Raw genomic sequence first — 20,994 nt, 5'->3', positions numbered from 1 at the left:
TCGGCCGGCCCGGGTCGCGGGCTCAGCACTCGATGACGTTGACCGCGAGGCCGCCGCGCGAGGTCTCCTTGTACTTGACCTTCATGTCGGCGCCGGTCTCCTTCATGGTCTTGATCGCCTTGTCGAGCGAGACGTGGTGCCGCCCGTCGCCGCGCAGCGCCATCCGGGCGGCGGTGACGGCCTTCACGGAGGCCATGCCGTTGCGCTCGATGCAGGGGATCTGGACCAGGCCGCCGACCGGGTCGCAGGTCAGGCCGAGGTTGTGCTCGATGCCGATCTCGGCGGCGTTCTCCACCTGCTCGGGGCTGCCGCCGAGGACCTCGGCGAGGCCGCCGGCCGCCATCGAGCAGGCCGAGCCGACCTCGCCCTGGCAGCCGACCTCGGCGCCGGAGATGGAGGCGTTCTCCTTGAAGAGCATGCCGATCGCCCCGGCGGCGAGCAGGAAGCGGACGATGCCGTCGTCGTCGGCGCCGGGGATGAAGTTGGTGAAGTAGTGCAGGACGGCGGGGATGATCCCGGCCGCGCCGTTGGTCGGGGCGGTGACCACCCGCCGGCCGGAGGCGTTCTCCTCGTTGACGGCCATCGCGTAGAGGGTCACCCACTCCATCGCGTTGGCCGGGCTGATGCCCTCGGCCCGCATCGCGCGGGCGCCGGAGGCGGCCCGGCGACGGACCTTCAGGCCGCCCGGCAGGATGCCCTCGCGGCTCATGCCGGCCGTCACGCACTCCTGCATGACCTGCCAGATCTCCAGCAGCCCGGTCCGGATCTCGGCCTCGCTGCGCCAGGCCTTCTCGTTCTCCAGCATCAGGCCGGAGATGGACAGGCCGGTCTCCCGGGTGAGCCGGAGCAGCTCCTCGCCGGTCCGGAACGGGTAGCGCAGCGCGGTGTCGTCGGGCACCACCCGGTCGGCGCCGATCGCGTCCTCGTCGACCACGAAGCCGCCGCCGACGGAGTAGTAGGTCTTCGACAGCAGCTCGGCGCCGTCGGCGTCGAAGGCCCAGAGCGTCATGCCGTTGGCGTGGTACGGCAGCGACTTGCGGCGGTGCAGGATGAGCTGGGTGTCGGGGTCGAAGGCGATGTCCTGCACCCCGAGCAGGTGCAGCCGCTTCTCCGCCCTGATCCGCTCCACGTCCACGTCGGCCTGGTCGACGTCGACGGTGCGGGGGGAGTTGCCCTCCAGACCGAGCAGGACGGCCTTCGGGGTGCCGTGGCCGTGGCCGGTGGCGCCGAGCGAGCCGAACAGCTCGGCCCGGATGCCGACCGTCTGGGCCAGCACGCTCTCGGACTTCAGGCGGCGGGCGAACATCCGGGCGGCGCGCATCGGGCCGACGGTGTGCGAGCTGGAGGGGCCGATGCCGATGGAGAAGAGGTCGAAGACGCTGATGGCCACGGGGTGACGTCCTTGTCTGGTCTCGTGGAGGGTGACGGCCCGTCTTGGGGACGGACTCGCGCTGAGCATGGGACGGGGCACCGCCTCACTGTCCAGTGTGCGCGGTGCCCCGGGGCGCCGGGAGGTGTGGCGGGTGTCGCCTGTCACACCTCCCGGCGAAGAGCCGGCTACAGCTCGGGGTAGAGCGGGTACTTCACGGCGAGCGCGGTGACCCGGGCCTTCAGCGACTCGGCCTTGGCCTCGTCGTAGCTGGGCAGCAGGGCCTCGGCGATGATGTCGGCGACCTCGCGGAAGTCCTCGGTCCGGAAGCCGCGGGTGGCCAGCGCCGGGGTGCCGATCCGCAGGCCGGAGGTGACCATCGGCGGGCGCGGGTCGTTCGGGACCGCGTTGCGGTTCACCGTGATGCCGACCTCGTGCAGCCGGTCCTCGGCCTGCTGGCCGTCGAGCTGGCTGTTGCGCAGGTCGACCAGGACCAGGTGCACGTCGGTGCCACCGGAGAGAACCGAGACGCCGGCGGCGGTCGCGTCGTCCTGGAGCAGGCGCTCGGCGAGCAGCTTCGCGCCCTCCAGGGTGCGCTGCTGGCGCTCCTTGAAGTCGTCCGAGGCGGCGACCTTGAAGGAGACCGCCTTGGCCGCGATCACGTGCTCCAGCGGACCGCCCTGGAAACCGGGGAAGACCGAGGAGTTCAGCTTCTTGGCGAACTCCTGCTTCGCCAGGATGATGCCGCCGCGGGGGCCGCCGAGGGTCTTGTGCGTGGTGGAGGTGACCACGTCCGCGTACTCGACCGGGTTCGGGTGCAGCCCGGCGGCGACCAGGCCCGCGAAGTGGGCCATGTCGACCCACAGGTAGGCCTCGACCTCGTCGGCGATCCGGCGGAACTCGGCGAAGTCCAGCTGGCGCGGGTAGGCGGACCAGCCCGCGATGATCACCTTGGGGCGGTGCTCCTTGGCGAGGCGCTCGACCTCGGCCATGTCGACCAGGCCGGCCGAGTCGACGTGGTACGCGACCACGTTGAACTGCTTGCCGGAGAAGTTCAGCCGCATGCCGTGGGTCAGGTGGCCGCCGTGCGCCAGGTCCAGGCCCAGGATGGTGTCACCGGGCTGGGCGATCGCGAACAGCGCGGCCTGGTTGGCGGAGGCGCCGGAGTGCGGCTGCACGTTGGCGTACTCGGCCCCGAACAGCTCCTTCACCCGGTCGATGGCGATCTGCTCGGCCACGTCGACGTGCTCGCAGCCGCCGTAGTAGCGCCTGCCGGGGTAGCCCTCGGCGTACTTGTTGGTGAGGACCGAGCCCTGGGCCTCCATCACCGCGACGGGCGCGAAGTTCTCGGAGGCGATCATCTCGAGGGTGGTCTGCTGGCGGTGCAGCTCGGCGTCGACCGCGGCGGCGATCTCGGGGTCGAGCGCGTGCAGGGACTGGTTGAGAACCGTCATGTCAGGGTCTTCCCATTCAACACAGCCGCGCGCAGCGCGTTCCCTGGCAGGGTGGCGGCGGGCGACGGGTGGGCGGTAAGGGCAGTGGACCAGGGAGGGGCCGGCCGCCGCGCTGCGGCCGACTCCCCGTCAACCGGTGGTCAGCCGCCGATGAAGGCGGAGTACTCGTCGGCGCTGAGCAGCTTGTCGGTCGCCTCGACCTTGACCTTGAAGAGCCAGGCGTCGCCGAACGGGTCGCTGTTGACCGAGGCCGGGTCGTCGATGACGGCCTGGTTGATCTCGACGATCTCGCCGGTGGCGGGGGAGTACAGGTCGCTGACCGACTTGGTCGACTCGAGCTCGCCACAGGTCTCACCGGCGGTGACGGTGTCACCGACCTCGGGAAGCTGGACGTAGACGATGTCGCCGAGGGCGTCGGCCGCGTGGGCGGTGATGCCCACGGTCGAGACACCGTCCTCGGCGGCGGTCAGCCACTCGTGCTCCTCGGTGTACTGCAGGTGCGTGGGGTTGCTCATGGCGTCATTCTCCAGGATCGCAAGAGGGTAGGGCGAAGCCGTCCGCTGAGCGGACCGGGGCCCGGAACTCGGAAGGGGCGGAACTGAAAGGGTCTCAGCGGGCGCGCTTGTAGAACGGCAGCGCAACGACCTCGACCGGCTCGTGCTTGCCACGCACGTCGACGGCGACCGCGGTGCCGGGGGCGGCGTGCGCCGCGTCCACGTACGCGATGGCGATCGGCTTGCCGAGCGTGGGGGACGGGGCACCCGAGGTGATCCGCCCGATCGGGGTGCCGTCCGGGCTGACGACGGCGTACTCGGCGCGCGGGACGCGCTTGCCCTCGGAGACCAGGCCGACCAGCTTGCGCGGGGGGTTGGCCTCGGCCTGCGCGGCGGCGGCCTCCAGCGCCTTGCGGCCGACGAACTCGCCGTTGTTGGTGGTCTTGTCGAAGCGGACCACCCGGCCCAGACCGGCGTCGAACGGGGTCAGGTCGGTGGAGAGCTCGTGCCCGTAGAGCGGCATGCCGGCCTCCAGCCGGAGGGTGTCGCGGCAGGACAGGCCGGCCGGGACCAGGCCGACCGGGGTGCCGGCCTCGGTCAGCGCGTTCCACAGGTGCTCGGCGTCGGCCGGGGCACAGAAGACCTCGAAGCCGTCCTCGCCGGTGTAGCCGGTCCGGGCCAGCCAGACCTCGCGGTCCGCGACGGTGGCGGGCAGCAGTGCGTAGTACTTGAGGCCGGGCAGGTCGGCGTCGGTGACCGAGGCCAGGATGCCGTTCGCCTCCGGGCCCTGGACCGCGATCAGCGCGTAGGCGTCCCGGTCGTCCCGGACCACCGCGTCGAAGCCGGCCGCGCGCTCGGTCAGCGCGTCCAGCACCACCTGGGCGTTCGAGGCGTTGGCGACCACCAGGTACTCGGTCTCACCGGTGCGGTAGACGATCAGGTCGTCCAGGATGCCGCCGTCCTCGCGGCAGATCATGGTGTAGCGGGCCCGCAGCACGCCGAGCGCGGAGATGAAACCGACCAGCGCGTGGTCCAGCAGCTCACCGGCCTGCGGGCCGGTCACGGTGATCTCGCCCATGTGCGAGAGGTCGAACAGGCCGGCCTTGGTGCGGACGGCGAGGTGCTCCTCGCGCTCGCTGCCGTAGCGGAGGGGCATGTCCCAGCCGGCGAAGTCGGTCATGGTCGCGCCGAGCGACCGGTGCAGGGCGTCGAGCGCGGTGAGGCGAGGGGACATGGTGACTGGACTCCTTGGCAGCAAACGGGCATGCAGGGGTGGAGTCTCCCCGTCTGTCGTCACAACCTGAGAGCTTCACCGCACATCCAAGGATGGCGGCTTGCACCGTGGGTGGGCGCACGGCGCGGCCGTGTCCACTTTCCAGATCTGCCTCGCCCGGGCGGTAGGGGTGCCTGAGAGATTCCGGGGAGGACTTGCTCCTTCGGCGCCGGCCTGTGCCACGAGGGCAGTCCGGACTCTCCCGCGCGGGTTCGAGCGGCCAGTGTGAAGTTGTACAGCGGGGTCATCATGGCACGAGTCGGTGCCCCGGGGGGAGGGGGCCCCGACCGCTACGCTGCTTGGCAGCAGAGACCTAGAGGGGCGGTAGCGGCGGCGATGGGGTACCCGGCGGGCGACACAGGGGCGCAGGCATGGGCCGAGCCGGGCACCGCGCCGCCCGGCGGCAGCTGGCCGGTCAACGAGTTGGAGCAGGTGCTGACCGCCGCGCTCGGCGATCCGGGGGCGACGCCCCGGGTGATCGAGGTGCTGGCGCGCAGTCAGGTCTGGATCCCGCTGCCGGCCGGCGCCGACCCGCAGGGCAGCGGTCTCGACCTGCCCACGATCGAACTGGCCGGCTCGCCGTACGTGCCGGTGTTCTCCTCGCAGGAGACCTTCCTGCAGCACGCCCCGGGCCTGCCGTTCGCGATCGCCCCGGCCTGGGAGTTCGCCCGGGGCCTGCCGCTCGGGGTCGGCATCGCGGTCAACCCGGAGGCGCCGGTGGGCATCCCGGTGCCGCCGGAGGGGGTCGGCGAGCTGCGCCGGGGCCCGCAGGGCGAGCGCTGGGAACAGCAGCCGGACGGGGCCAGGGTGGCGCTCCGGGAGCCCGAGCCGGCCGAGGAGCCGTACGCCTTCCTGGGTGCGGCGATCACCGAACTCGCCGAGCTGCCCGGGGTGCTGACGGCCCGTCGGGCGCTGGCCGGGGTGGAGCGGGACGCGCCGGTGCTGTTCATCGGGGTGCAGCTGGACGCCGGCTGGCCGGCCGATCCGGGTCAGGTGAACGAGGCACTCGGCCGGGCGCTCGGAACCACCCCGCCGCCGTGGGGCGTCCACCTGGTGCTGCTGGATCTGGTGGCCGATCCGGTGGTGGAGTGGATGCTCACCCGGGTACGTCCCTTCTACGTCAGGTCCGGGGCGGTCCCGGGCCGAGCCTGACCGGGCCGGGCGGCGACCCACCGGTACGGGGCGGCGGTATGACGGCTGTCGGGGCGGGCCAATAGGCTTCGCTCGGAGCCCAGGCGGGACGGGCGGAAACGGGCGGAGCGAGGCATGAGCGCGGGAGCGGCGGCAGACGGCGCGATCGAGCGCGCCCTCGGCGAGGTCGCACCCGACCGTTTCGACGCCTACGAGCGGCTGTTGTACGCGCTGGCCGAGGGCCGGGTCTGGATGCTGCTGTGGCACGGCACCCCGGGGAGCCCGGACGCCCAGTACGGAAACATGGAGCTCGGCGGGCACGGCTACGCCCCCGCCGTCACCTCGCCCGAGCAGCTGGCCGCGAGCGGCTGGGCCCGCAGTCACGAGGTGATCTCCGGCCCGGAGATCGCCAACGCGCTGTACCGGACCCGCTGGGGCCTGTGGCTCAACCCGCACGTGCCCGGTGGCGGGGTCGGGGTGCCCTGGGCCGACCTGCGGCGGGTCGCCGCCGGTCTGGAGCGGCTGCCGGCCGGCCCGCTCCAGCTGACCGAGCCGGTGGTGCAGGCACCGCTGTTCTACGCCCAGCTGCAGCGCGAGGCGGCCGAGGTGCGCCCGGTCAGGGCGCTCCGGCAGGCCTGGGTGCGGCCTGCCCTGGGCGAGCCCTACCTGGCGATCGGTCTCGACCTGTACGACACCTCGCCGCCCGCCGTCGAGGCGGCGAGGGCGCTGGTGCAGCGCGCGGTGCCGCAGACCCCGGCCGGCCTGCCGGTCTCCACCGTGGTGCTGGCCGACGACTGGGACCCGGTGGCGCTGTGGATGCGCGCCTTCGCCCGGCCGTTCTTCGACCGGGAGGCCCGCCCCCACCCGGTCCAGGGGTATTGGCCGCATCAACCCTGGCAGTGAAGTCCCTGCTCCGGGCCGGTCGTTGGGGTACGTCCCGGTTGTTCCTCCGCACGCATCTTGACAGGCATGTAACAGCTGTGTGAAGAGCGTTATTCGGCAAGATCACAAGTGCATGCGGACAGATCACAGTTGGGCATCCTTCGGTTGTCAGGTCTGGCGTAGCGCAACCCGGATGCCAGAGAGTCTGCCCAACGCGGTTCAAGGGTTCGGCCGACCCGGTCCTGCAAATCCCTTGCTTTTCAGCATTCTTCGTACACCGCCGCATCTGCGGCCGGCAGCACCGCACCGACGCACCAGCACCACCACCGCACCAGTACGCGAAACCGGACCAGCCTCGGGCCCGGGCCCCACCGGGCCCGTCGTCCGAGCGCGCCCGGACCGTGGGCCGGCCACCGTCGGCGAGGGGAACGAACTGAGACATGAGCACTTCCACTGAGAGCACCACCGAAGCTCCGCCGCCAACTGCGCTACCGGCCAAGCGGATCGAGGGCCGTTCGCCGGGCCGGATCGCCTGGGACCGGCTCAGGCGCGACAAGGTCGCGCTGGCCGGTGGCGTCGTGGTGCTGCTGCTGATCCTGGCCGCGGTCTTCGCGCCGGTGCTCACCGCACTGCTCGGTCACCCGGTCGACGAGCCGCACCCGGACCAGATCAACCCCGACCTCGGCCTGCCCAAGGGCCCGTTCGGCGGTATGAGTGGCGACTTCCTGTTCGGCGTGGACCCGACCTTCGGTCGCGACGTGTTCAGCCGGATCGTCTACGGCGCGCGCATCTCGCTGACCGTGGCGCTGCTCGCGGCCGCCGTCTCGGTGGTCATCGGCGTGCTGATGGGCGTCACGGCCGGGTACTTCGGCGGCTGGGTCGATGCCGCGATCAGCCGGGTGATGGACGTCCTGCTCGCCTTCCCGCAGCTGCTGTTCAGCATCGCGCTGGTCTCGGTGATGCCCAACTCCCTGCTGGGGCTCGAGGGCAGCGGGGTCCGGATGGCGATCCTGGTGCTGGTGATCGGCTTCTTCGGCTGGCCCTACATCGGACGCATCGTCAGAGGCCAGGCGCTGTCGCTGCGCGAACGGGAGTTCGTCGACGCGGCCCGCAGCCTCGGGGCCGGCCGGGTGCACATCCTGCTCCGGGAGCTGCTGCCCAACCTGGTGGCACCGATCCTGGTCTACGCGACCCTGATCATCCCGACCAACATCCTCAGCGAAGCCGCACTGAGTTTCCTGGGCGCGGGCGTCAAGCCGCCGACCCCCTCGTGGGGCCAGATGCTCTCCGAGGCCACCAGGATCTACCAGGTCGACCCGACCTACATGGTGGTCCCCGGCCTGGCGATCTTCGTCACCGTCCTCGCCTTCAACCTGTTCGGCGACGGCCTGCGTGACGCGCTCGACCCCAAGGGCAACTGAGCCCCGAGGCGAGTTCCAACTGCTCGATCCCGCATGGCCGTCCGACCCCCATCGACGGCCGGTCCACCCTGCGGCCACCCACTTGGGGGACCAGAACCCCCCGGCGGACCGCTCAGGCCCGCACATCATCAGGAGGATCCGTACCCATGACGCGTAACAGGACGCTCGCCGCCGCCGCCCTGGTGGCCACGCTGGCCCTCACCGTCTCCGCCTGCGGCGGCTCGAAGGGCGGCGGCGCCGGCGACGGCGCCAGCAACTCCGCCTCGAAGGGTGGCTTCAACGCCGCCGTCGACAAGGTGCACAACCCCTCCGACAAGAAGGGCGGCACGCTCAACCTGTGGTCCAGCACGGACGTCGACTCCCTGGACCCGGGCCGTGCCTACTACGCCTCGGTGTGGAACTACGAGCGCTTCTACGCCCGTACGCTGCTGGCCTTCGACGGCAAGCCGGGCAAGGAGGGCCTGAAGCTCGTTCCGGACCTCGCCGCCGCGCAGCCGGAGATCGCCGCCGACGGCAAGACCTACACCTTCAAGCTGAAGAGCGGCCTGAAGTTCGAGGACGGCTCGCCGATCACCACCAAGGACATCAAGTACGGCATCGAGCGCATCTTCGCGCAGGACGTCGTCGCGGGTGGTCCGACCTACCTGATCAACTCGCTGGACCAGGGCCAGGACTACAAGGGCCCCTACACCGACACGGACCCGAACAAGCTGGGTCTGAAGACGGTGGAGACCCCGGACGACACCACGATCATCTTCCACCTGGCCAAGCCGGACTCCTCCTTCCCGTACCTGCTGGCGATGGGCTCCGCCTCGCCGGTGCCGCAGAAGCTGGACACCGGTGCCAAGTACGGTGACAAGCCGGTCTCCTCGGGCCCGTACAAGTTCAAGTCCGCCGAGCCGGGCAAGGGTTACGAGCTGGTCCGCAACGAGAACTGGGACCCGGCCACCGACTCGTTCCGCAAGGCGCTGCCGGACGTCGTCAAGCTGACGATCACCACCAACGCCGACGACATGGACGCCCGCCAGCTGGACGGCACCGCCGACCTCGACTGGGCCCAGACCGGTCTCTCGCAGGCCGCCCAGGCCAAGGTCCTCACCGACCCGGCGCTGAAGGCCAACACGGACAACCCGTACAACGGCTTCATCCGCTTCATCTCGCTGGTCCCGGCGGTCGCGCCGTTCGACAACATCCACTGCCGCAAGGCCGTGCTGTACGCGGCGGACACCACCGCGCTGCAGACCGCCCGTGGCGGCAACTCGGCCGGTTCGCTGTTCGGCTCGATGCTGCCCCCGAACATCCTCGGCTCGGACGACTACGACCCGTTCGGCCTGACCAAGGGCAAGCCGGACCTCGAGAAGGCCAAGGCCGAGCTCAAGGAGTGCAACAAGCCGGACGGCTTCACCACCACCATCGCCGTCCGTGGCAACAAGGCCAAGGAGGTCAACACGGCCGTCGCGCTGCAGACCGCCCTGAAGGCCATCAACGTCACGGTCAACGTCGAGCAGTACGACGGCAAGCTGCTGGCCTCGGTCGCGGGTTCGCCCGACACCGTCCACACCAAGGGCTACGGCCTGCTCGTGGCCGGCTGGGGTGCGGACTACCCCGACGGCGCCGGCTACATGCAGCCGCTGATGGACGGCCGGTTCATCACCAAGACCGGTAACAGCAACTACCCGGAGACCAACGACCCGGAGGTCAACGCCTGGTTCGACCAGGCCGCGGCCGAGAAGGACCCGGCGAAGGCCGCCGAGATCTACAAGAAGATCAACCACAAGGTCGTGGACACCGCGGTCTGGCTGCCGGTCGTCGCCGACAAGGCGCTGAACTACCGCAACCCGCGTCTGACCAACGTCTTCATCAACGACGCCTTCGGCGAGGTGGACTTCCAGGCCCTGGGTGTCTCCGACGGCAAGTGACCCAGCCCTGTTCCCGCTTCCGTAGTTCGCTCAGCTAGTCCGAAGGGCAGGTGAAGGCTCCGCCGGCGCCGGTCGGAACCCCTACAGGGGGTCCGGCCGGCGCCCGGCGGGGTCGACCGCAATGCTCGTGTATTTCATCCGACGGCTCGTCAATGTCGTCGCCATGCTGCTGGTGGTCTCCGCGGTCACCTTCGGCATCTTCTTCATGGTGCCGAAGCTCACCGGTACCGACCCGGCGCTGCTCTACGTCGGCAAGATCGCCGACAAGGTCGCGGTCGAGGGTGCCCGGCACAAGATGGGCCTCGACAAGCCGATCATCGAGCAGTTCTACCTGTTCCTGAAGGGCCTGCTCATCGGGCGCGACTACAGCACCGGCGTGTCGGTCAACCACTGTGCCGCGCCGTGCTTCGGGTACTCCTTCAAGACCGAGCAGGAGGTCTGGCCGCTGCTGCTGGACCGGCTCGGGGTCACCGCCTCGCTCGCCGCCGGTGCCTCGGTGCTCTGGCTGGTCTTCGGTACCGCGACCGGCGTGGTCTCGGCGCTCAAGCGCCGCACCCTGCTGGACCGGATCACCATGACCACCGCCCTGGCCGGGGTCTCGCTGCCGATCTACTTCACCGGCATGCTGGCCAGCGCGATCTTCGTCTTCCAGCTCGGCTGGTTCCCGCACGACTACGTCGAGTTGGGCACCGACCCGGTCGCCTGGGCGCAGAACCTGGTGCTGCCCTGGATCACCCTGGCCTTCCTGTACGCCGCGACGTACGCCCGGCTCACCCGGGCCACCCTGCTGGACGTGCTCGGCGAGGACTACATCCGGACCGCGCGGGCCAAGGGCCTGAGCGAGCGCAAGGTGATCGGCAAGCACGCCATGCGCTCCACCCTGACCCCGATCCTCACCGTGTTCGGCATGGACCTCGGCGGTCTGATCGGTGGCGCGGTGCTCACCGAGACCACCTTCAACTTCAAGGGGCTCGGACACGAGGCGGTCGCCTCGATCGCTTCCAGCGACCTTCCGGTGATCATGGGTGTGACCCTGTTCGCCGGCTTCTTCATCATCCTGGCGAACCTCCTGGTTGACGTGATGTACGCCGTGGTCGACCCCCGGGTGAGGCTGACATGAGCAAGAACACCACCATCGTCCCCGGTCAGCGTGGCGCGGCTCCGGAGAGCTTCCTCACCGTCCGCGACCTGCGGGTGCACTTCCCCACCGACGACGGCCTGGTCAAGTCCGTCGACGGGCTCAACTTCAGCCTGGAGAAGGGCAAGACGCTCGGCATCGTCGGCGAGTCCGGCTCCGGGAAGTCCGTCACCTCCCTGTCGATCATGGGTCTGCACCGCACCGGCACCAAGCGCGGTGCGCCCAAGATCTCCGGTGAGGTCTGGCTGGACGGCGAGGAGCTGATCGGCGCCGATCCGGAGCGGGTGCGGCAGCTGCGGGGCCAGAAGATGGCGATGATCTTCCAGGACCCGCTGACCGCGATGCACCCGTACTACTCGGTCGGCGCGCAGATCGTCGAGGGCTACCGGGCGCACCACCCCGGCGCCTCCAAGAAGGAGGCCCGGACCCGGGCGATCGAGATGCTCGACCGCGTCGGCATCCCGCAGCCGGACAAGCGGGTGGACTCCTACCCGCACGAGTTCTCCGGCGGCATGCGGCAGCGCGCGATGATCGCGATGGCGCTGGTCAACGACCCGTCACTGCTGATCGCCGACGAGCCCACCACCGCACTGGACGTCACCGTCCAGGCGCAGATCCTGGACCTGATCCGGGATCTCCAGCAGGAGTTCGGCTCCGCGGTCATCATCATCACCCACGACCTGGGCGTGGTGGCCGAGCTGGCCGACGACATCCTGGTGATGTACGGCGGCAAGTGCATCGAGCGCGGCCCGGCCGATACCCTCTTCGAGGCTCCCGAACACCCCTACACCTGGGGACTGCTGGGTTCGATGCCGCGCCTGGACCGGCCGCTCCAGGAGCGGCTGATCCCGGTCAAGGGCACACCGCCCAGCCTGATCAACGTGCCGTCCGGCTGCGCCTTCCACCCGCGCTGCCCGTACGCCTCGCTCACCGGCGGCCGGTCCGACACGGACGTCCCGGCGCTGGCCGAGGCGACTCCCGGGCACCACGCCGCCTGTCACCTGCCGATCGCCGAGCGCCACCGGATCTTCACCGATGAGATCGCGCCCCGGCTGTGAGCACGTACCACCCCTCAGGAGAAGACCCCATGACGGACAGTCAGACGGCGACGATTCCTTCGGCCGCACCGGCCTCCGACCGTGAGCCGCTGCTCCGGGTCTCCGGGCTGACCCGGCACTTCCCGATCACCAAGGGACTGTTCGGCCGTCAGACCGGCGCGGTCCGGGCGGTGGACGGGATCGACTTCGAGGTCCTGCCGGGCGAGACGCTCGGCGTGGTGGGCGAGTCCGGCTGCGGCAAGTCGACGATGGGCCGGCTGGTCACCCGGCTGGACGAACCCACCGCCGGCAAGGTCGAGTTCGAGGGCCGGGACATCACCCACCTCGGCGTGGCAGCCATGCGGCCGCTCCGCCGGGACATCCAGATGATCTTCCAGGACCCGTACTCCTCGCTGAACCCCCGGCACACCGTCGGCACCATCGTCGGCGCGCCGTTCAAGCTGCAGAAGGTCGCCACCGAGCACGGCACCAAGCGCGCCGTCCAGGACCTGCTGGAGCTCTGCGGGCTCAGCCCGGAGCACTACAACCGCTACCCGCACGAGTTCTCCGGCGGGCAGCGGCAGCGGATCGGGATCGCCCGGGCCCTCGCCCTCAAGCCGAAGATGATCGTCGCCGACGAGCCGGTCTCCGCGCTCGACGTGTCGATCCAGGCCCAGGTGGTCAACCTGCTCGACGACCTGCAGAAGGAACTCGGCCTGACCTACCTGATCATCGCGCACGACCTCTCGGTGGTCCGGCACGTCTCCGACCGGGTCGCGGTGATGTACCTCGGCAAGGTGGTGGAGATCGCCGACCGGGACTCGCTGTACGCGGCGCCGATGCACCCGTACACCAACGCGCTGATGTCGGCCGTGCCGACGCCCGACACCCGGCGCAGGCAGCAGCGCGAGCGGATCCGGCTCACCGGTGACGTGCCGTCCCCGATCAACCCGCCCAGCGGCTGCCGGTTCCGGACCCGCTGCTGGAAGGCGCAGGACATCTGCGCGAGCCAGGAGCCGCCGCTAGCCGCCCCCAAGGCGGGGCACCAGGTGGCGTGCCACTTCCCGGAGAACGCCGTCTAGCTCTCGGGCGAGGGCTCAGCGGTCTACGGCCCAGGGGCTCTGGGCTGCGCCTTTGGCAGGGCGTCCGGTTGCCCTGTCCAGGGGCTCGGGGCTGCGCTATAGGCAGGCGCTCAACGGTCGACTACCCAGGGGCTCGGGGCTGCACTTTTGGCAGGCGCTCAGCGGTCGACTACCCAGGGGCTCGGGGAACTGCGAGGAGATCTGGCGTGCGGGTCACTGCGAAAGTGCCTGACCACCTACGTGACGATCACCTTGAACGAGGTCGGCGTCGCAGTTCCCCGAGCCCCTGGTGGTGCACCACGTGCCCAAAGGCCGGCGTCGGCCACGCGGCGGAGCCGCACAACAGCACAGCCCCGAGCCCTTGGTGGTGCACCACGTGCCCAGAAGCCGGCGTCGCCCACGCGGCGGAGCCGCACAACAGCACAGCCCCGAGCCCCTGGTGGTGCACCACGTGCCCAGAAGCCGGCGTCGCCCACGCGGCGGAGCCCCACGGCCCCGAGCCCCTGCTGTAGACGCCTGCCAAAAGCTGAGCATCTGCGAAGCTGTGGCTCGGCACGGCCGGTGACGGTCGATCGAGGGACGGCACGTGGTGGAGTTTGCGGAGTTCGAGCGCAGTGGGTGGGCGCGGCGGAGTGGTACGTACGACGGTGGTTTCGGTGCGATGACGGCCGGGCTGCACGGGCGGTTGCTGGCCGAGGCCGGGGTGGCGCAGGGCGTCCGGGTGCTCGAGGTCGGGTGCGGGACGGGCCGGTTGGGGTTGGCGGCGGTCGGGCTCGGGGCCGAGGTGGTGGCCACCGATGCGGTGCCGGAGATGGTGGCCGAGGCGGGGCGGGTGCTGCCGGAGGTGGTGCGGGCCGAGTTGCCGGGGCTGCCGTTCGGGGCGGACGAGTTCGACTGTGCGGTCGGGGCGTTCGTGATCAACCACGTGCCGGATCCGGTGGCGGCGGTGCGGGACCTGGCCCGGGTGGTCGGGCCGGGCGGCCGGGTGGTGCTCTCCTGCTGGGACGAGCTGACGGTCAACCAGGCCCAGGGGGTCTTCTTCCAGGCGGTCGCCGAGACCGGCGCGAGCCGCCCGGCCGGGCTGCCGGACCGGGCGCCGTTCGGGCCGTACGCGACCCCCGAGCGGTTCGCCGGACTGCTGCGGACCGGCGGGCTGGCCGAGGTCGAGGTGCACCGGGTCGGCTGGACCCACCGGGTCGGGCCGGACCACTGGTGGCGGGCGGTGCTGACCGGCACGGTGCTCACCTCCTCGCTGATCGAGGGTCAGGACCCGGCCACGGTACGGCGGATCAGGGCCCGCTACGACGCGCTGACGGCCCGCTGGGCCGAGCCGGACGGGACGGTCGCGCTGCCGGTGGCCGCCCTGCTCGCGGTGGGCCGGGCGGTGGGCCCGGCGGCCCCTACCGGGGCGGCTGGTACTCGTACGGGTGACCGGCGGGGTAAGAATTGACGGTGACTTCGCAGCTCTTCCCCCCTGATGTGCAGCAGACCCTGGACCTGGTCGGCATCTTCGTGTTCGCCCTGTCCGGCGGTCTGCTGGCGGTCCGCAAGAACATGGACATCTTCGGCATCTGTGTGCTCGCCGAGGCGACCGCGCTGGGCGGCGGGGTGATGCGCGACCTGGTGATCGGGGCCACCCCGGTGGTGGCCTTCACCAACCTCGGGTACTTCGTCACCCCGCTGCTGGCCGCCGTGGTGGTGTTCTTCCTGCACCCCGAGGTGGAGCGGATCAACCGTGCGGTGCAGACCCTGGACGCGCTCGGCCTCGGCCTGTTCTGTGTCACCGGGACCGCCAAGGCGCACGACTACGGCCTCGGCGCGGTCTCCGCGATGGCGCTCGGCATGCTGACCGCGGCCGGCGGCGGGGTGATCCGGGACGTGCTGGCGCACGAGATGCCCGCGCTGCTGCGCTGGGACCGGGAGATCTACGCGGTGCCCGCACTGGTCGGTTCGGCGATGGTGGTGGTGCTGATCGGCGCCGGACAGCTCACCACCGCGACCGGGACGGCCTCGGCGCTGACCGCGTTCGTGCTGCGGATGCTGGCGCTCAGGTACGGGTGGCGGGCACCGCGTGCTTGGCACCGCAACGGTTCTCGCACCAGCGAGGAGTAGGGGAACCGCCGTAGGCCAGCGAGATCGCCTCGACGGTGCAGAGCAGCTCGGGCAGCAGCCGGCTGAGCTCGGCGATCGGTGCCACCCCGACCGGGGCGGACAGCGAGCAGGCCGCGATCGCGGTGCCCTCGGGGCCGACCACCGGGGCGGCGATGCAGTTCACCGTCTCCTGGTACTCGGCCTGGTCCACCGCCCAGCCCTGGCGCTGCACGCCGGTCAGCTCGGTGCGGAACTCCGCCGCGCTGCGGATGCTGGTGCGGGTCCTGGCCGGGAACTCCTGGAGGTCCAGGAAGGCGGTCAGCTGATCCTCCGGCAGATCCGCCAGCAGCACCTTGCCGACCGCGGTGGCGACGGCGGGGACGCGCTGTCCGATCCGGGCGGCCGGGTCGGACCAGGTGCCGGGCCGGTCGGGGTAGCGGCTCTGCACCTTGTCCAGGTAGAGCACCTCGCCGGCGTCCAGCACCGCGAGTTGCACGGTGTGCCCGTACCGGTCGTTCAGCGAGGCCAGGTAGGGGGCGGCGACCTGGCGGATGTCGATGCCCGCCAGGGCCTGCTGGGCCAGGGAGAACAGCCGGCCGCCGAGCCGGTAGCGCTGGTCGGACTGGCGGTCCACCAGACCGTGTTCCTGCAGCGTGCGGAGCAGTCGGAGGGCGGTGGACTTGTGCACGCCGATCCGGGCGGCGGCCTGCTCCAGCGAGGCCGGACCGTCGCCGAGCGAGGCCAGGATGGTCAGCGCCCGGTCCACCGTCTGCGACATTCCGCCCCGCCCCCTTCACCGGTTGAGTTGAGCCAGGAGGCTAACGGCGCGTTGCAGAGGGTGCAATGGCCAAATCGTGACCGGCCGGGCCCCTACACTTGTGCCGCTATGCCATATCTCGACCACGCGGCCACCACTCCGATGCTGCCCGAGGCGATCGCCGCCATGAGCGCGCACCTCGGGGTGGTCGGCAATGCCTCCTCGCTGCACGCGGCCGGCCGTCGGGCCCGCCGGGTGGTGGAGGAGTCCCGCGAGTCGCTGGCCGGGTCGCTCGGCGCCCGGCCCAGTGAGATCGTGCTGACCGGCGGCGGCACCGAGTCCGACAACCTCGCGGTGAAGGGCCTGTACTGGGCCCGGCGGGACGCCGACCCGGCCCGCCGCCGGGTGCTGTGCAGCCCGGTCGAGCACCACGCGGTGCTGGACGCGGTGCACTGGCTCTCCGAGCACGAGGGCGCCCGGGTCGAGTACCTCCCGGTGGACGGCTACGGCAGGGTGCACCCCGAGGCGCTCCGGGATGCGGTCGAGCGGGATCCGGCCTCGGTCGCGCTGATCACCGTGATGTGGGCCAACAACGAGGTCGGCACCCTCCAGCCGATCCACGAACTCGTCGCGGTGGCGCAGGAGTTCGGCATCCCGATGCACGCCGACGCGGTGCAGGCGCTGGGTCAGGTGCCGGTCTCGTTCGCCGAGTCCGGCCTCGACGCGCTGACCGTCACCGGGCACAAGGTCGGCGGTCCGTACGGGGTCGGCGCGCTGCTGCTCGGCCGGGGCGTCACCCCGGTGCCGCTGCTGCACGGCGGCGGCCAGGAGCGCGACGTGCGGTCCGGGACGTTGGACGTGCCCGCCGCCGCCGGCTTCGCCGCCGCCGCCGAGCTCGCGGTCGCCCGCCGGGCCGAGCACGCCGTGGCGGTCGCCGCGCTCCGGGACGAGCTGGTCGCCGAGGTGCTCCGGGTGGTCCCGGACGCGGTGCTGAACGGCGACCCGGCGGCGGCCGGCCGGCTGCCCGCCAACGCGCACTTCTCCTTCCCCGGCTGCGAGGGCGACGCGCTGCTGATGCTGCTGGACGCCCAGGGCATCGAGTGCTCCACCGGCTCGGCCTGCTCGGCCGGCGTGCCGCAGCCCAGCCACGTCCTGCTGGCGCTGGGCGCCGACCCGCTGCTGGCCAGGGCCTCCCTCCGGTTCTCGCTGGGCCACACCTCGACCCGGGCGGACGTCGCGGCGCTGGCCGCCGCGATCGGCCCCGCCGTGCTGCGGGCCCGGAACGCCGGACTGGCAGCCGCGGCCCGGCGCTGAACACGTACCCTGGACGGCATCATGACTGACTTCCCCGGTGCTCCCGTGTCCCCTGGCAATGGCCGGCTCCGCGTGCTCGCGGCGATGTCCGGCGGCGTCGACTCGGCGGTGGCCGCCGCGCGGGCGGTGGCGGCCGGGCACGAGGTGACCGGCGTGCACCTGGCGCTGTCCTCGAACCCGCAGTCCTTCCGGACCGGCGCCCGGGGCTGCTGCACCATCGAGGACTCCCGGGACGCCCGGCGGGCCGCCGACGTGATCGGCATCCCGTTCTACGTCTGGGACCTGGCCGAGCGGTTCCGCGAGGACGTGATCGACGACTTCGTCGCGGAGTACGCGGCCGGGCGGACCCCGAACCCCTGCCTGCGCTGCAACGAGAAGATCAAGTTCGCCGCGCTGCTGGACAAGGCGATCGCGCTCGGCTTCGACGCGGTGTGCACCGGGCACTACGCCCGGATCGTCGATCTCCCGTCCGGGGAGCGGCAGTTGCACCGCGCGGTGGACATGGCCAAGGACCAGTCCTACGTGCTCGGGGTGCTCGACGCGGACCAGCTCGCGCACTCGCTCTTCCCACTCGGTGACACCACCAAGGACCTGATCCGGGTGGAGGCCGAGCAGCGCGGCCTGGCCGTCGCCAAGAAGCCGGACAGCCACGACATCTGCTTCATCGCCGACGGTGACACCCAGGGCTTCCTGGCCAAGCACCTCGGCACCGCCACCGGCGACATCGTCGACGCCGACGGCAGCAAGCTCGGCGAGCACGACGGGGCGTACGGCTTCACCATCGGCCAGCGCAAGGGCCTGCGGATCGGCACCCCGGCCGCCGACGGCAAGCCCCGGTACGTGCTGGACATCTCGCCGGTGAACAACACCGTGACGGTCGGCCCGGCCGAGGGTCTCGACGTGTTCGGCCTGACCGCGATCCGCCCGCGCTGGTGCGGCGAGGCGCCGGCCGGCGAGGGCTCCTACACCGCCCAGCTCCGCGCCCACGGCGACGAGGTCCCGGTCACCGCCACGCTGACCGACGGCGAGCTGCACGTCCGGCTCGCCACCCCGGCCCGGGGGATCGCCCCCGGCCAGGCCGTGGTCCTCTACGACGGCACCCGGGTGCTCGGCTCGGCCACCATCGCGAGCACCGAACGGCGCCCGGTCAGCGCGTGACCGGATGGGCCGCGCCCAGGTCCACCTGGTAGACCTGGGGCACTATGAACATCACTGTTTTCTGTTCCGCGTACTCGCTCGACGAGAAGTACACCGCCCCCGCGGCCGAGTTCGCCCGGCTGCTCGGTGCCGGTGGCCACACCCTGGTCTGGGGCGGCTCGCACGCCGGGCTGATGGGGTTGCTGGCCGACGGGGTCAAGGAGGCCGGCGGGCGGCTGGTCGGGATCTCGGTGGAGTTCCTGGCGCACAAGACCTACGAGGGCGCCGACGAGCTGGTGATGACGCGTGACCTGGCCGAGCGGAAGGCGCACTTGCTGTCCCGGGCGGACGCGCTGGTGGTGCTGGTCGGCGGGCTGGGGACGCTGGACGAGATCACCGAGGTGCTGGAGCTGAAGAAGCACGCGCTGCACGACAAGCCGGTGGTGGTGCTCGACACCGAGGGCTTCTACGGCGGTCTGCGCACCCAGCTGGACCGGATGGACGCCGAGGGCTTCCTGCCCCGCCCGCTGGCCGAACTGATCAGCTTCGCGGCCGAGCCGGCCGAGGCGCTGGCCCTGCTGGAGGAGAAGAACTGATGGGTGCGCACCTGATCACCGGAGCCGGTTCGGGCATCGGCGCGGTCGTCGCCGAGCGGCTGGCCGAGCGCGGCGAGCAGCTCTGGCTGGTGGCCCGGGACGCCCGGCGCGGGGCGGAGCTGCGGGCCCGCTTCCCCGGCAGCCGGACCCTGGTCGGCAACCTGGCCGACCCGGCGAAGCTGTCCTGGGCGCTCGGGCAGCAGGAGCTGCCGATCGAGCTGGACTCGATCCTGCACATCGCGGGCGTGGTCCAGCTCGGCGAGGTCGGCGATCTGCCGGTCAAGGCCTGGCAGGAGCAGCTGAACGTCAACCTGGTCGCCCCGGCCGAGCTCACCCGGCTGCTGCTGCCGTCGCTCCGGCAGGCCCGGGGCCACGTGGTCTTCGTCAACTCCGGGGCCGGCCTGCGGGCCGACGCCACCTGGGGGGCGTACGCGGCCAGCAAGTTCGGGCTGCGGGCGCTGGCGGACTCGCTGCGGGTCGAGGAGCACGGGTACGGCGTCCGGGTCACCTCGGTCTACCCGGGGCGGACGGCCACCGCGATGCAGCTGAAGGTGCACCAGCAGGAGGGCAAGGAGTACGACCCGGCCCGCTGGATCGCGCCCGAGTCGGTGGCGACGGCGATCCTCACCGCGCTGGACCTGCCCCGGGACGCCGAGATCACCGATCTCACGGTCCGTCCTGGCACCTAGGCAGGTGCTTCGGGTCTCCGGTCCGGGGGCTCGGGGATCGGCGACGGTTCGTGGCCGGCAGGTGTCACTGCGAAAGTGCCTGACCATCCACCCGACGATCACCCTGCACGGGTCGGCGTCGCGGTTCCCCGAGCCCCTGGCGGTGCACCCGGTGCCATAGGCTCGGCCGGGTGAGCACTCAAGTGGGTTTCCCCGAGTTGGTCGGTGCGGCGACCGGGATCGGTTCGCTGCCGGGTACGGATGCGCGGGAGGCGGCGCGGACCGTCGTCGGTGCGTTGGAGTTCCTGCCGCAGCTGCCCGAGCTGCCCGCCCGGGGGCCCGGGGCGGACATGATCGGACGCGGGGCCGGCCTGCTGGTCGAGCTGTTCGCGCAGACCGAGCCGAGCGGCTGGCGGTTCGCCGACCGGCCCGGGCGGGACACCAAGCGGGCGCACTCCTGGCTGGGCGAGGACCTGGACGCGCTGGAGGAGTTCACCCAGGGGTACCGGGGTGCGCTGAAGGTGCAGGCGGTCGGGCCGTGGACGCTGGCCGCCTCGATCGAACTGCGCAACGGCGAGAAGGCGTTGCGCGACCGGGGCGCCTGCCTGGGGATCGCCGAGTCGCTCACCGAGGGACTGCGCCGGCACCTGGAGGACGTCCGGCGGCGGATCCCCGGCGCGCAGGTGGTGCTCCAGCTGGACGAGCCCTCGCTGCCCGCCGTGCTGGCCGGTGACGTGAAGACGGCCAGCGGCTTCCAGCGGCTGCGGTCGGTGGACCGGCAGGTCGCCGAGGAGGTGCTGCGGAGCGTGGTCTCGGGGCTGGACGCGCCGGTCGTGGTGCACAGCTGCGCACCGGGCGTGCCGATCCCGCTGCTGCGCCGGGCCGGGGTGGCCGGGATCTCGCTGGACTTCGGCCTGCTGACGGAGCGTGATGACGACGACCTGGGCGAGGCGGTCGAGGCCGGCACGGTGATCCTGGCCGGTGTGGTGCCCTCCACCGACCAGGGAATGTCGGATCCGGCCGGTAGTGTCCAGGGGGTCAGGACGTTGTGGCGCAGGTTGGGGCTGTCCCCGGAGCTGCTGGGCCGCCGGGTGCTGGTGACACCGACCTGCGGGTTGGCGGGGGCTTCGCCCGCGTACGCGCGGACGGCGCTGTCACTCAGCGCTAGGGCGGCGCAGAGCCTGGTCGACAACCCGGAGTAGCACCCGCCAATTTTTCATCTGGAGGACGC

General features: G+C 71.5%; 19 protein-coding genes and 1 riboswitch. Of the genes, 14 read left to right on the top strand and 5 right to left on the bottom strand.

Going from position 1 to position 20,994, the window contains the following annotated elements:
• Positions 1–22 precede the first annotated feature (22 nt).
• From ACIRPK_RS31285 to gcvT, 4 genes are all read right to left on the bottom strand, one after another.
• Complete coding sequence (locus ACIRPK_RS31285) at positions 23–1,390, bottom strand: L-serine ammonia-lyase (protein WP_403044716.1); 1,368 nt, start codon at positions 1,388–1,390, stop codon at positions 23–25.
• A gap of 167 nt (positions 1,391–1,557) precedes the next feature.
• Entirely contained in the window at positions 1,558–2,823 is a 1,266-nt protein-coding gene (glyA, locus tag ACIRPK_RS31280) for a serine hydroxymethyltransferase (protein WP_403044713.1), read from the bottom strand.
• Positions 2,824–2,963: 140 nt separating this feature from the next.
• Complete coding sequence (gcvH, locus tag ACIRPK_RS31275) at positions 2,964–3,338, bottom strand: glycine cleavage system protein GcvH (RefSeq protein WP_403044711.1); 375 nt, start codon at positions 3,336–3,338, stop codon at positions 2,964–2,966.
• A 94-nt stretch (positions 3,339–3,432) separates the two neighbouring features.
• On the bottom strand, positions 3,433–4,551 hold the full coding sequence (gene gcvT / locus ACIRPK_RS31270) for a glycine cleavage system aminomethyltransferase GcvT (protein ID WP_403044708.1): 1,119 nt from the start codon (positions 4,549–4,551) through the stop codon (positions 3,433–3,435).
• 151 nt (positions 4,552–4,702) lie between these two features.
• A riboswitch (glycine riboswitch) is annotated at positions 4,703–4,805 on the bottom strand.
• Between the two features lie 121 nt (positions 4,806–4,926).
• On the opposite strand from gcvT, the gene ACIRPK_RS31265 reads away from it, so the two are divergent.
• From ACIRPK_RS31265 to ACIRPK_RS31225, 9 genes are all read left to right on the top strand, one after another.
• Positions 4,927–5,742 (top strand): enhanced serine sensitivity protein SseB, encoded by an 816-nt coding sequence (locus ACIRPK_RS31265; RefSeq protein ID WP_403044706.1) that lies wholly within the window; start codon positions 4,927–4,929, stop codon positions 5,740–5,742.
• 114 nt (positions 5,743–5,856) lie between these two features.
• Entirely contained in the window at positions 5,857–6,624 is a 768-nt protein-coding gene (locus ACIRPK_RS31260) for an enhanced serine sensitivity protein SseB C-terminal domain-containing protein (protein WP_403044703.1), read from the top strand.
• A gap of 419 nt (positions 6,625–7,043) precedes the next feature.
• Positions 7,044–8,024, top strand: a complete 981-nt coding sequence (locus ACIRPK_RS31255; protein WP_403044700.1) for an ABC transporter permease — start codon at positions 7,044–7,046, stop codon at positions 8,022–8,024.
• 146 nt (positions 8,025–8,170) lie between these two features.
• Positions 8,171–9,943: an ABC transporter substrate-binding protein gene (locus tag ACIRPK_RS31250; RefSeq protein ID WP_403044698.1), complete on the top strand. Its 1,773-nt coding sequence runs from the start codon at positions 8,171–8,173 to the stop codon at positions 9,941–9,943.
• Positions 9,944–10,064: 121 nt separating this feature from the next.
• A complete protein-coding gene (locus ACIRPK_RS31245; protein ID WP_403044695.1) occupies positions 10,065–11,063 on the top strand; it encodes an ABC transporter permease in 999 nt (332 codons plus the stop codon).
• Positions 11,060–12,139 (top strand): ABC transporter ATP-binding protein, encoded by a 1,080-nt coding sequence (locus ACIRPK_RS31240; protein ID WP_403044693.1) that lies wholly within the window; start codon positions 11,060–11,062, stop codon positions 12,137–12,139. Before ACIRPK_RS31245 ends, ACIRPK_RS31240 begins: the two co-directional genes overlap by 4 nt.
• Positions 12,140–12,168: 29 nt before the next feature.
• Entirely contained in the window at positions 12,169–13,200 is a 1,032-nt protein-coding gene (locus ACIRPK_RS31235; protein ID WP_403044690.1) for an ABC transporter ATP-binding protein, read from the top strand.
• Positions 13,201–13,786: 586 nt separating this feature from the next.
• Positions 13,787–14,650 (top strand): class I SAM-dependent methyltransferase, encoded by an 864-nt coding sequence (locus tag ACIRPK_RS31230; protein WP_403044688.1) that lies wholly within the window; start codon positions 13,787–13,789, stop codon positions 14,648–14,650.
• 2 nt (positions 14,651–14,652) lie between these two features.
• Positions 14,653–15,312, top strand: a complete 660-nt coding sequence (locus ACIRPK_RS31225) for a trimeric intracellular cation channel family protein (RefSeq protein WP_403044685.1) — start codon at positions 14,653–14,655, stop codon at positions 15,310–15,312.
• Here ACIRPK_RS31225 and ACIRPK_RS31220 read toward each other — a convergent pair.
• Complete coding sequence (locus tag ACIRPK_RS31220; protein WP_403044682.1) at positions 15,248–16,069, bottom strand: IclR family transcriptional regulator; 822 nt, start codon at positions 16,067–16,069, stop codon at positions 15,248–15,250. The genes ACIRPK_RS31225 and ACIRPK_RS31220 overlap by 65 nt on opposite strands.
• 108 nt (positions 16,070–16,177) lie before the next feature.
• On the opposite strand from ACIRPK_RS31220, the gene ACIRPK_RS31215 reads away from it, so the two are divergent.
• The 5 genes from ACIRPK_RS31215 to ACIRPK_RS31195 all read left to right on the top strand — a co-directional run bounded on the left by ACIRPK_RS31215 (position 16,178) and on the right by ACIRPK_RS31195 (position 20,965).
• Entirely contained in the window at positions 16,178–17,362 is a 1,185-nt protein-coding gene (locus ACIRPK_RS31215) for a cysteine desulfurase family protein (RefSeq protein ID WP_403044680.1), read from the top strand.
• Between the two features lie 21 nt (positions 17,363–17,383).
• Positions 17,384–18,520 carry a tRNA 2-thiouridine(34) synthase MnmA gene (mnmA, locus tag ACIRPK_RS31210; RefSeq protein ID WP_403044677.1) on the top strand — a complete coding sequence of 379 codons (1,137 nt, stop codon included), beginning with the start codon at positions 17,384–17,386 and terminating at the stop codon, positions 18,518–18,520.
• Positions 18,521–18,564: 44 nt separating this feature from the next.
• Positions 18,565–19,095, top strand: coding sequence for a TIGR00730 family Rossman fold protein (locus ACIRPK_RS31205; RefSeq protein ID WP_403044675.1), 531 nt, complete (start codon positions 18,565–18,567; stop codon positions 19,093–19,095).
• On the top strand, positions 19,095–19,784 hold the full coding sequence (locus ACIRPK_RS31200; RefSeq protein WP_403044674.1) for an SDR family oxidoreductase: 690 nt from the start codon (positions 19,095–19,097) through the stop codon (positions 19,782–19,784). The genes ACIRPK_RS31205 and ACIRPK_RS31200 overlap by 1 nt, the downstream gene beginning before the upstream one ends.
• Positions 19,785–19,954: 170 nt before the next feature.
• Positions 19,955–20,965, top strand: coding sequence for a methionine synthase (locus ACIRPK_RS31195; protein WP_403044671.1), 1,011 nt, complete (start codon positions 19,955–19,957; stop codon positions 20,963–20,965).
• Positions 20,966–20,994 lie beyond the last annotated feature (29 nt).

This window comes from Kitasatospora sp. NPDC101801 (assembly GCF_044766665.1).
GTDB lineage: Bacteria > Actinomycetota > Actinomycetes > Streptomycetales > Streptomycetaceae > Kitasatospora.
This window is presented reverse-complemented; position numbering and strand designations above follow the sequence as displayed.